The sequence below is a fragment of the Mesomycoplasma ovipneumoniae genome (genome assembly GCF_038095995.1).
Lineage (GTDB): Bacteria > Bacillota_I > Bacilli_A > Mycoplasmatales > Metamycoplasmataceae > Mesomycoplasma > Mesomycoplasma ovipneumoniae_F.
Genome location: NZ_CP146005.1, coordinates 425,415 through 437,349 on the forward strand (window position 1 = coordinate 425,415; position 11,935 = coordinate 437,349).

At 29.0% G+C, this 11,935-nt stretch carries 11 protein-coding genes; 1 reads left to right on the forward strand and 10 read right to left on the reverse strand.

Translation table 4 applies throughout. The features are described 5' to 3' along the window. Positions 1-198 precede the first annotated feature (198 nt). Positions 199-1,377 (forward strand): IS3 family transposase, encoded by a 1,179-nt coding sequence (locus V3249_RS01705; protein WP_341517626.1) that lies wholly within the window; start codon positions 199-201, stop codon positions 1,375-1,377. Between the two features lie 71 nt (positions 1,378-1,448). Here the strand turns inward: V3249_RS01705 and V3249_RS01710 are convergent, their stop codons facing one another. From V3249_RS01710 to V3249_RS01755, 10 genes are all read right to left on the reverse strand, one after another. After that, on the reverse strand, positions 1,449-1,589 hold the full coding sequence (locus V3249_RS01710) for a hypothetical protein (RefSeq protein ID WP_252263094.1): 141 nt from the start codon (positions 1,587-1,589) through the stop codon (positions 1,449-1,451). A gap of 308 nt (positions 1,590-1,897) precedes the next feature. Continuing rightward, positions 1,898-2,038 carry a hypothetical protein gene (locus tag V3249_RS01715; RefSeq protein ID WP_252263094.1) on the reverse strand — a complete coding sequence of 47 codons (141 nt, stop codon included), beginning with the start codon at positions 2,036-2,038 and terminating at the stop codon, positions 1,898-1,900. A gap of 304 nt (positions 2,039-2,342) precedes the next feature. Continuing rightward, positions 2,343-2,483, reverse strand: a complete 141-nt coding sequence (locus V3249_RS01720; RefSeq protein WP_252263094.1) for a hypothetical protein — start codon at positions 2,481-2,483, stop codon at positions 2,343-2,345. Between the two features lie 427 nt (positions 2,484-2,910). Beyond that, complete coding sequence (locus V3249_RS01725) at positions 2,911-5,820, reverse strand: type I restriction endonuclease subunit R (protein WP_341517627.1); 2,910 nt, start codon at positions 5,818-5,820, stop codon at positions 2,911-2,913. Beyond that, complete coding sequence (locus V3249_RS01730) at positions 5,810-7,198, reverse strand: restriction endonuclease subunit S (protein ID WP_341517628.1); 1,389 nt, start codon at positions 7,196-7,198, stop codon at positions 5,810-5,812. The genes V3249_RS01725 and V3249_RS01730 overlap by 11 nt, the downstream gene beginning before the upstream one ends. After that, positions 7,191-8,246 (reverse strand): N-6 DNA methylase, encoded by a 1,056-nt coding sequence (locus V3249_RS01735; RefSeq protein WP_341517629.1) that lies wholly within the window; start codon positions 8,244-8,246, stop codon positions 7,191-7,193. The genes V3249_RS01730 and V3249_RS01735 overlap by 8 nt, the downstream gene beginning before the upstream one ends. Positions 8,247-8,259: 13 nt before the next feature. After that, entirely contained in the window at positions 8,260-9,366 is a 1,107-nt protein-coding gene (locus tag V3249_RS01740) for a class I SAM-dependent DNA methyltransferase (RefSeq protein ID WP_341517630.1), read from the reverse strand. A gap of 447 nt (positions 9,367-9,813) precedes the next feature. Continuing rightward, positions 9,814-9,954 carry a hypothetical protein gene (locus tag V3249_RS01745; protein WP_252263094.1) on the reverse strand — a complete coding sequence of 47 codons (141 nt, stop codon included), beginning with the start codon at positions 9,952-9,954 and terminating at the stop codon, positions 9,814-9,816. Positions 9,955-10,264: 310 nt separating this feature from the next. Next, on the reverse strand, positions 10,265-11,260 hold the full coding sequence (locus V3249_RS01750) for an IS30 family transposase (RefSeq protein WP_337898502.1): 996 nt from the start codon (positions 11,258-11,260) through the stop codon (positions 10,265-10,267). Positions 11,261-11,465: 205 nt separating this feature from the next. After that, positions 11,466-11,606, reverse strand: coding sequence for a hypothetical protein (locus V3249_RS01755; protein ID WP_252263094.1), 141 nt, complete (start codon positions 11,604-11,606; stop codon positions 11,466-11,468). Between the last annotated feature and the right edge of the window lie 329 nt (positions 11,607-11,935).

An 11,935-nucleotide genomic window follows, 5' to 3' on the forward strand; every position in this document is an offset into this window, starting at 1 on the left:
TACTTTGATATTTTAGTGAATCAGTAAAAAAATTCTTATTAAATTTTGGCTAAAAAATTGAAAAAAGCGGGAAATAAACTAGGACAAAGAAAAGTAACACTAAGGTGTTGGCTTTTTTTGTCTGAGTTTAAGGAGAAAGCTAACACCAAAAGTGTTAGTTTTTTTAAATTTTCAAATGCAACAAAAAGGGAAATACTAATGTCAAGACACTTTAAAAAAGACGAGTTTGATATGATTTATAAAATTTACAATGAATTTGGATTAAAAAAAACAATAAATTATATAAATGATATTTCGCCAGATACAAATTTTACAACCAGAAGTCAACTAGTTCGAAGAATCAAAAAAATTATTAGATATTATAATAATGGTATGCAAGACCAATTATTAGATAAAAAGGGTGCAAGGAGAAAGCCAGGGAGTGGCAAACCTAAAAAACAAATTGAACCCGATTGAAACGAATTTACAAAAGAAGAATTAATAGAAATAGCTAAGAGATATTACGAAACCAACAAAGATAAATCAAAATCAGCAAAACTTAGTGAAGCCAAAACACTAAATATTCCCTACAGCAAATCTGCAAAAATTTTTAATGTATGTAGACAAGCAGTGGCAAAATCTAAAACTAGAGTTATAAAAGTAAAAGAGCACAAAAATGACGCAATAATTAAAAAATCCTTTCTTGATAACAAAGGTAGATATGGTCGCTTAAGGTTGAGTGCTTATATTTCTATGAAATATAATATTGACATTAACGCTCGAAGTCTTGGAAGACATTTAAAAAGATTGAATTTAGTATGCAAAATTAGAAAACGAAGAAGAAAGAGCGAAATTAAGAACACCAAATTCGCACTTCCGGATATTGTTAAACGCGACTACAATGATAAATTAAATAGGAATATTTTTGCTACTGATATTACATATATAAAAGCTCCCAGAGATGTTAAGGAAAACCATGTATTTTTGTCTGTAATAATTGAGCATAAAACTAAAAAAATCAGAGATTTTAAATTATCTGTAAACAATGATCTTAATTTAGTTATGGATAATATAAAGACATTTAGGTCTATTGATAAAGATTTTGTTATTCATTCAGACCATGGATTTCAATACACTTCAAAAGTCTATATTGACAAAATAAATAAAATGGGAGGAACTGTTTCGTTGTCTCGTCTAGGAAATTCTTTGGATAATAGGGAGGCTGAATATTGATTTTCAATTATAAAAAGTGAATGCTTAAACGAGTTAAACTACAGTAAAATAACTTTAGAAGATCTGAAAAAAATAATTGCAGATTATATATTTTCCCGAGTTTCCCAGTTTCATAAGGTAATTTTAAAAAAGTATCTGGTTTTCCCGAGTTTCCCAGTTTCATAAGGTAATTTTAAAAAAGTATCTGGTTTTAGGGACTTTTTTAAGTTTTTTGGTAAAAGTTGGTTACAATTTTATTAGTGATTTATTAAGATATCAAAGTAAAAATCATATCTATTTCAAATGTTTGGATCGCTAGGGACACCATCGTGTTTTTTAAATATAATTTGCTGATCTAAAGTGTTAAATTCAACCCTTTGTCTTAATTTTTGCAACATCGATACTAAACCAACTTAGTTAATTTTTGTTTTTTCATAATTTATAATTATACCATAAAATTACTTAAAATGCTACCAAATGCTACTTATAAAATTAAGGTTTTACATTAAAAAAACACCGATTTACGGGTGTTTCTTCATATTTATATTCACTAAAAAGTGAATTTTTGTCTTAAAACTGGGAAACTCGGGATAGGGATAAATTAGTACATATTCCCGAGTTTCCCAGTTTCATAAGGTAATTTTAAAAAAGTATCTGGTTTTAGGGACTTTTTTAAGTTTTTTGGTAAAAGTTGGTTACAATTTTATTAGTGATTTATTAAGATATCAAAGTAAAAATCATATCTATTTCAAATGTTTGGATCGCTAGGGACACCATCGTGTTTTTTAAATATAATTTGCTGATCTAAAGTGTTAAATTCAACCCTTTGTCTTAATTTTTGCAACATCGATACTAAACCAACTTAGTTAATTTTTGTTTTTTCATAATTTATAATTATACCATAAAATTACTTAAAATGCTACCAAATGCTACTTATAAAATTAAGGTTTTACATTAAAAAAACACCGATTTACGGGTGTTTCTTCATATTTATATTCACTAAAAAGTGAATTTTTGTCTTAAAACTGGGAAACTCGGGATTGCAGATTATATATTTTCCCGAGTTTCCCAGTTTCATAAGGTAATTTTAAAAAAGTATCCGGTTTTAGGGACTTTTTTAAGTTTTTTGGTAAAAGTTGGTTACAATTTTATTAGTGATTTATTAAGATATCAAAGTAAAAATCATATCTATTTCAAATGTTTGGATCGCTAGGGACACCATCGTGTTTTTTAAATATAATTTGCTGATCTAAAGTGTTAAATTCAACCCTTTGTCTTAATTTTTGCAACATCGATACTAAACCAACTTAGTTAATTTTTGTTTTTTCATAATTTATAATTATACCATAAAATTACTTAAAATGCTACCAAATGCTACTTATAAAATTAAGGTTTTACATTAAAAAAACACCGATTTACGGGTGTTTCTTCATATTTATATTCACTAAAAAGTGAATTTTTGTCTTAAAACTGGGAAACTCGGGATATTCACTAAAAAGTGAATTTTTGTCTTAAAACTGGGAAACTCGGGATTGCAGATTATATATTTTGATACAACAACTATAGAATTCAATCAATTTTAAATTGAAAAACACCACAGCAATATGCTATGATGTTATAATAATATTAAACTGTTAATTTTTTTTGTCCTAGTTTAAAAAACCCGACGCTTTTTTAAAATTATCTCGTCAAACTGGGAAACTCAGGCGCCGGTTCTATTTACCGTTTATTTTTCTTCATAATCTCATCAAAAATTGTATCGCTTAACCATTCCCGAAAGTTAGAGTTATTTGTCCATTGTCCAAATAGTTCTTTATTATCTACTATTATAATTCTGAAAACTTCTCTTAACGCTAAATGATACTCTCTCTTGATATTTTCAATATCTGAGTTTTTTAGAGCATTTTTGAATTTCTCATTTTTCATTACCATCTCGGGTAATTCTTTTATTTGCCTTGCAACATTATCTTTGTCTTGCCAGTCTATATTACCAAAAATGTCATTGAATGTAGATACAATATTTTCTAATGTATCTAGCTCAACTTCGTTCTTTTTTCCAGCTCCTATGCCCAAGCCTTCAACTTTACCATCCTCATCTTCCAAAATAATAACAATTGTATTTTTCTTTTCTAGCCTATAACTTTCTAAATCAACTGACTCCAAAATTCCTGCAGACAAATCATCTCCTTTTGGTGTAGGCAATCTATGAATCAATCGTTCAAAGAAAATCACTTTCTTTTCTCAATCTACTTGACCAATAGGTAGAATAGATGCTAAGAAATTATAGGTTCTTATAAAAGATTTTACACCACTCTTAAATTCAACCTGATCTTCTTCACTTAGAGCTATATATCTTTCCACGGACTGATCTACAATGCTATCAATAGAACTTCTTGGGCTGTTTTCTAGAAATAAATCAACTAATCTATCTACTTCGTCTTTTTCATAAACATACTTTGCATCAAGCATGGATAATAAATTATTAAGTTTGTTAGGGTCTGTTTCTCTTTCCAACTTCGTTTCCTTATAGTATGGTTGAAAAGCATCTGATATATGTTCTGGTTGATTTGCAAAATCAATCACGCAAGTGTCTATCTTATATTTAGCACTCCTATTAAGTCTTGATAGAGTTTGTACCGCTTTAACATCATTTAAAACCTTATCTACATACATTGTATGTAAAAGAGGCTCATCATATCCGGTCTGATATTTGTCAGCAACAATCAAAAACTTATATTTATCTTGCTTAAATTTTTCTGGGGTTTCTTTGTCAGAAAAACCATTCAAACTTGTTTCTGTTACAATCTTGCCATTGTATTCTTTTTCACCAGAAAATGCAACCAAAGCTTCATAACCAGTATTAGAATTTTTTAGTAGATCACTAACTTTATGGTAGTACTCAATTGCTCTTAAAATACCTTGTGTTACAATCATTGCCTTTGCTTTTCCGTTAATCTTATTCACTGTATTTGCGAGGAAATGATTCACCATGAATTCGCTTTTTTCTCTTATAGGAAATTCTTGACCTTCGACATATTTTCTTATTTTCCTTTGGGCTTTCTTTCTATCAAAATTAGGGTTCTCTTCTATTGTTTTGTAAATCTTATAATAGTTTTCATAATGTGTATAATTTTTTAAAACATCAAGAATAAATCCTTCTTCGATAGCTTGTTTCATGGAGTATAAATCAAATACACTTCCAAACATTTGGATAGTTTTTGCCTTAGGAGTAGCAGTAAAAGCAAAGAAACTCGCATTTTTAGGCATTTTTCTTGCCTCAATCAATTCATTTAGTTTATCTTCTATTTCAAATTCATCTTCATTTCCTAAACTACCCGATACAGCCATATTTAATGAAGCCGCTGCCTTACCGCTTTGTGATGAATGAGCTTCATCAATTATAATTGCAAAATTTTTACCCTTTAAATCAGTTCCAATTTTCTCAAGTAGATATGGGAATTTCTGAACGGTTGTAATGATAATCTTTTTACTATCAATCAACATATTCTTTAAATCAGTTGAAGAACTAGCATGCCCAACAACACTCGGTTCATCTATAAATTTCCTAATATTATCGCTGATTTGCTTATCCAAGTTCAATCTATCTGTAACAACTATTACCGAATCAAAAGCTTTTTGGTTTTTATAATCCACTTCAACCAAACGATAAGCGAGCCACGTTATAGAGTTACTCTTACCACTACCTGCACTGTGTTGGATTAAATATCTATTGCCTACTCCATTTTTCCGAACATCTTCTACAAGTTTTGTAACTACTCTGTATTGATGGTATCTAGGGAAAATCAACGTTTCTGTTTTTTTGACTTTATCTACAGAAATATAAGCAAAGTCTCTTATTAAGCTTGTCAATGTTTCCTTTTTCAAAAAATCTTTCCATAAATAATCTGTCATTGTGCCACTATCATTTATAGGATTGCCTGAGCCGCCAAGGGTAGTGCCTTTATTAAATGGCATAAACCTTGTGTTTTTTCCATCTAATTTTGTTGCAAAAGTAATAAAGTTTTCATCAACTGCAAAATGTGCAATGCACCTTTTAAAACTAAATAAGGTTTCTTTTGGATCTCTATCATTTATATATTGATCTTCAGCATCCTTATATGCCCAACCTGAGCTAGAAGCTCTACTCTTAAGTTCCATTGTTATAATTGGAAGCCCATTTACAAAAATAGCCAAGTCGAGTTCTAAGCCTTTATTTTTATCAGAATATCTCAGCTGATTAGTAACTGAAAAAATATTCGTTTTAAATTCATTATAAGAACTTGGTCTTTTAGGATCTATGGCATGATAAAAAATGATAGTCCCTGAGGATGGATAGCACTTAATGCCATTCTTTAAAACAGAAACAATTCCATGTTGCTTAATTGAAGTATCCAGTTGCTTATAGAAGTTGTCTTTACCGCTGTCTGTATCAAGCCTTAAGGTATTAAATTCATCTGGCTGAGATGTCTTAATAAATTCTAAAAGTCTGTCTTTGTCAAAAGCATATTTCCTATTAAAAGAAAGCTTCATTTCATCAGGTTTTATATATACATAACCCTGATTCGAAACAAGATATTCGATGATATTATTTTCAAGTTCTGCTTCCATCTTTGTATCTCTAATTCCCATCCTCTATCCCCTCCATTTCATCAAATTCTTCTGCTTCATCATATAAAATAGTTACTTTTTCATATTCAGGTATAACAACATTTCTTACATCAATTTTTCCTGTTACTACTTCTGAAATTAGTGATTGTTTGAGTAACTCTAATTCTTTAATCAAATCATAATTATTCTTCACTCTTTCATCTAATAGTTTCAATTTATATTCTATATTTAAAACTATTTTTTCCTGTTCTTTTATTGGTGGTAAAGGTATATATATTTGTTTCAAATCACTAATTTTAAATCTATAAACCTTTATTCCTGTAGCACATGGTTGCAACTGAGTTCGGAAAATTTTAGATAAATAGAATAAATATTTAGAATTGATATTGTTTAATGGCTTGAGTAATATTTGTTCTCCGCCAATAAGTCCAATATCATCTCTGTTATAAAATGATGTGTGTCCTAAATCTTCCACTGTTTCAGAAGTAGAAACAATGATAATATCGTTCTTGTTTACAGCTTGTGAGGTTTTATAAAATTTATCACTAACATAAAAATGAAACTCTGAGTCTATTATCTCTGTTTTGTAAACTTTTCCATATTGTAATCCAACATATTTCCCTTTGTTTTTTAAATCGTCTTTTGTAAAACTTGAATTACCTCTAATAATATTTACACTTCCTCTAATTGATACCTCATTCCAGTGGCTTGGAATATCATCAATTCATTTTATTTTGCTTTTTTTATAATTTTGCGTATCAATTCCTCTTAATACAAATTCAGCAATAACATTAAACATTAGTGTTTTCAATTCTTTTATCTTCTCTTTTTCTATTTTAATCAATCTATCTATCTCATTAATTTTCCAGTCAAGATAGTTTGCAATTTGTTCTTGTTCATTTATTGGTGGTATAAGTATTTTTTCATATTTTAATAATTGAATCGGCACTCTAAGTCTATGGTCAAGAATTCCTTTGCCTAAAACCCTGAAAGATTCATGAAATACCTTGTTTTTAAACAAGTAGTTTAAGTAATCTATATTATATTTGCTTGAGTTCATTAGCTTAAGCACATAATAAACTTGGCTCAAGACTCCTTTATAGTTTGATTTTCCTAATGATCCTATCATCATGTTCATTGAATTTAAGACTAAGTCATTGGGGTAAACGACTTTATAGTTTTCTATATTTTCAGATACTTTATTACCTACATTGCCTTTATCTGTGTATGGAATAACACCTATGTTTTTCATTACTGATAAGATAAATTGATTATTACCATTATTATTTCGTTCTCTTCGCTCTTCGAAAACGTGAGAGATGGGTATTATTTCCCAATGACTAGGTATTTCTTTCAGCCAAATTAAATTAACTTTTTTATATTCCTCATACCTATTCATAAAGCTCCAATATAGAAGCCATCAGACCATCAGATTGTCTTTCTAACTCTTTAATGCGTCTTACAATGTCTTCTACACGTTCCAGTTCTTTTGCTTTATAGAAATATTTAGTGAAATTTATTTCGTAGCCAATTTGTGTTTTACTCTCATCTACAAAAGCATCCGCATGATATGGCAAGACTTCCCTTTTAATAAACTCTTCTATTCCACCTTCAAAAGTCATAGGAATACTTTCTGTGTCTCTAAGATTTGGATCTACAATCACATTTCCTTTCGAGTCCTTTTGAATAGCAGTATTTTCGTCTCGAATTATCATATTGTCAAGCAATCCTGTTGAAACAAACTTACTTAAACTTGCGCCTTTTATATTTTTCTTTTTTAAATGATTGTTAAACTCTTTTTCAAAAGCTGCATAATCCAGATATCTTTCATCGCTCTTCATTAATTTCAAGACTTCCATATATGCTTCAAGATTTTCACTTTTTTCAAGTTCTTTGATAGAGGAGGTTGTTCCTTTAATAAAACTACTCTCGAGTATTTTCTTGTTTATCTTTTCCGAAAAAGCTCCTATCTTCTTTAGCTCTTCCTCTATTTCTTTTAGATTTTCAGCATTGCATAATACAGCTTGTCTTAAAGGTCTTTCTACCACAATCTTATAGTACCCAAACTCATCGTTTAAAAAGATTTTTGAGTACTCATTTTCTTCAAAATTCAGATATTGATTCAATATGAATTCTCTGTCTGCTTTTGAAAACTCGCAATTTTTCTTACCCATATTCTTTCGAAGTGTAGTCTTGATGCTATTTGCATTAATAAGCTGGATTTTGCCTTTTCTTCTTTCTTCTTTTCTATTTGACAAAATCCAGATATATGTTGTTATCCCTGTGTTATAAAACATATTTTCAGGTAGTTGAATAATAGCTTCAATCAAATCTTCCTCAATCATAAATCTTCTTGCATTACTTGCTCCATTTCCTGCATCACCCGTAAATAGAGCCGAACCGTTATGAACCTCAACAATGCGAGATCCCATTTCGGTTTCTTTCATCTTAGAAATATTATTAAGCAAAAAAAAGTAACTGTCCATCACTTACATCAGGTATCATTCTGAAATCATCTTGTTCTTTATAATTTCTAACAAAACGTCTATCTATTATATTTTTCTTAGGGTCTTTATCTTTTCCACTTCCTAAAATAGCCAAATCTGTTTTCCATGTTTTACCATATGGAGGATTAGATAACATAAAATCAAAATGTTGCCCTGAAGTTCTATCATCAGAAAGTGTAGACCCATAGTGAACATTATTAGACTCTGTGTCTCCGCCTTTGATAAGCAAATCCGCTTTAGCAATTGCATATGTTTCTGCATTTACTTCTTGCCCAATCAAGTGAATAGATACTTCCTTACCATTCTCTTTTGCAAATGCTTTTAGTCTTTTTTCTGCAACAGTTCCCATGCCAAGAGTTCCGCAGGCTCCATCATAGATTGAATAAGTACCATCTTTTATTTTATCGATAATTGGATACATAGCAATATCGGCCATTAGCTCAATTACATCACGAGGTGTAAAGTGTTCCCCTGCTTCTTCGTTATTTTCTTCATTAAATTTTCTAATGATTTCTTCAAACAAGGTACCCATGGCATGATTATCTAATCCTTTTTTGATAACATCTCCGCTAGAGTTTTTCTCATCATATGGACTCAAATTTAGTTCGCTTGATGTAAATTTTTCAATAACAGAGCCTAAAATCCCAGCATCAGTCATTTTTGTTAACTGGTTATTAAAATCAAATTTTTGAAGAATTTCTTTTACATTTTCTGAAAAGCCATTTAAATATTCTTCGAAATTTTTCTTTAAGTTTTGCCTATTAGTTTCGTGCTTTAAGTCTTTTAGGCAAAAATTAGAAATATTATAAAATGGTAGCCCAACAGCTGTATCCAATGTTTTTGTAACATCCCAATCGTTTTTTTCTGCCATTTCTTTAAACTTCATTATGTTAGCTTTTTCTGGTTCTATAATAGAATCAAATCTTTTGATTAAGGTCATAGGAAGAATTACATCTCTATATTTTCCTCTTACGTAAACGTCTCTTAGGCAATCATCTGCCACAGACCAAATAAAACTAATTAATTTATTATATTCAAATGGGCTGTGCGTACTTTCCATTACTTATTCCTCCTTAAAATCCTAATCTATACAAATTAAATCCCCAATATCTGCTCCAAATTCTTCACAAATTTTTCTAAGTTAGTACACTAATTTAGACTTTTAATTGGGATAAATTTTTTTAGTTTTAATCAATCTTTAATTGCAATGATTCATTCCTTTGATTTAAATTTATTTTTATTAAAGATAAATTATAGCGAAAAAATGGCTAAATTTTCCTAAAATTTCTCATTTTTTTAAAAAATTTTTAATATAAAATGAAAATTTTTTACCATCTAAGGAAAAACAACTTTAATTAATGATTTAAACTTTTGCGATCAAAAACTAGTGAAATTTGGATCATTTTCTAATAATCCCGAGTTTCCCAGTTTCATAAGGTAATTTTAAAAAAGTATCCGGTTTTAGGGACTTTTTTAAGTTTTTTGGTAAAAGTTGGTTACAATTTTATTAGTGATTTATTAAGATATCAAAGTAAAAATCATATCTATTTCAAATGTTTGGATCGCTAGGGACACCATCGTGTTTTTTAAATATAATTTGCTGATCTAAAGTGTTAAATTCAACCCTTTGTCTTAATTTTTGCAACATCGATACTAAACCAACTTAGTTAATTTTTGTTTTTTCATAATTTATAATTATACCATAAAATTACTTAAAATGCTACCAAATGCTACTTATAAAATTAAGGTTTTACATTAAAAAAACACCGATTTACGGGTGTTTCTTCATATTTATATTCACTAAAAAGTGAATTTTTGTCTTAAAACTGGGAAACTCGGGAAAAACTAGTGAAATTTGGATCATTTTCTAATAATAAATATTAGAAAATCCCAAATTAAAAATATAAATGCAACACATACGTATTTTTAAAATCGCCGTTTGGCGATTTTTTTAAACCTTAAATCACCAAGTTATCATTAAAGACCTCTAAAGCGGATTTTCAATTAAAAATTTCCCTAGGCATTGAGTTAATTTTACTGATTGTATTTTGCAAATCATCATCGCTGATTAGGTTGAAATCAAAACCTTTTGGATAAAACCTTCTAATTAATCCATTGGCATGCTCGTTAGAACCTCTTTGAAATGAAGCATATGGCTCTGCTTTATAAACTATTATTTTTAACCAATATGCCAATAATGCAATTTGCTCAAATTCAAATCCATTGTCGCAAGTGATTGTTTTGATATATAAATTATTTTCATTTGCAAGATCTTTGATGGCTTTATTGATGACTCTGGGATTTTTATTTCGTACTTTTTTAGCAAATAATTTTCTGGTTTTTCTTTCTACTAAGGTAAGGATACTATCGTGTCCGCTAACTTTTTTGCCAACTACTAAATCTAGCTCTCAATGTCCAAAATCTTGCCTTGAATCTATGGATTTATCCCGTGCTCAAATGGGTTTTACATAACCTGATGGAACTAATCTTTGCACGACATTTCTGGTTCTTTTTCCACCTTTTTTGTAATATTGTCTGAGTCTGTCACTCCTAACTATTACCCATTTATTAGTTTTGATTCAGTTAAAAACAGTCTTTAAAGAAGGTCTTTCAATGTTCGGAAAATTTTCCGCTATATAAAAATATGTCGCTTTAACTCCATGAACTTTTTTGTCATATTTTACTGCAAAAATTTTGCTAAATTCCTCGTATTTTCCTAGTTCAACAAATCTAAAATAATACCTATGATAATATCTTTTTCGTCTTTTTGTTATTGCCAAATTAGCTTCATAAATTCCATATTCATTTAGATTTCTTTTAATTTCTCTTGAGACAGTTGAGGGTGCAACATTAAGTTGTTTAGCGATATATCTAATACTTTTATTGTTCTGCAATAAAAACTCAATTTTTACTAAATCTTCGAAACTAAAATGTTTAAATTTTCTTTTTTCCATGATACTTCCTAAATAAAAAAATGCAACAATAATATTATTATACCATATGTTGCATTCTTATCTTCTATTTAGGATTTTCTAATAATAAATATTAGAAAATGAAAAAACTTCTCCCGAGTTTCCCAGTTTCATAAGGTAATTTTAAAAAAGTATCCGGTTTTAGGGACTTTTTTAAGTTTTTTGGTAAAAGTTGGTTACAATTTTATTAGTGATTTATTAAGATATCAAAGTAAAAATCATATCTATTTCAAATGTTTGGATCGCTAGGGACACCATCGTGTTTTTTAAATATAATTTGCTGATCTAAAGTGTTAAATTCAACCCTTTGTCTTAATTTTTGCAACATCGATACTAAACCAACTTAGTTAATTTTTGTTTTTTCATAATTTATAATTATACCATAAAATTACTTAAAATGCTACCAAATGCTACTTATAAAATTAAGGTTTTACATTAAAAAAACACCGATTTACGGGTGTTTCTTCATATTTATATTCACTAAAAAGTGAATTTTTGTCTTAAAACTGGGAAACTCGGGAAAACTAGTGAAATTTGGATCATTTTCTAATAATAAATATTAGAAAATGAAAAAACTTCTAAACATCATTAGAAGATTTCTATGATTAAATATACAAGCAAAACTCTATTATAAAAAGAATATAAAAAATATTAATA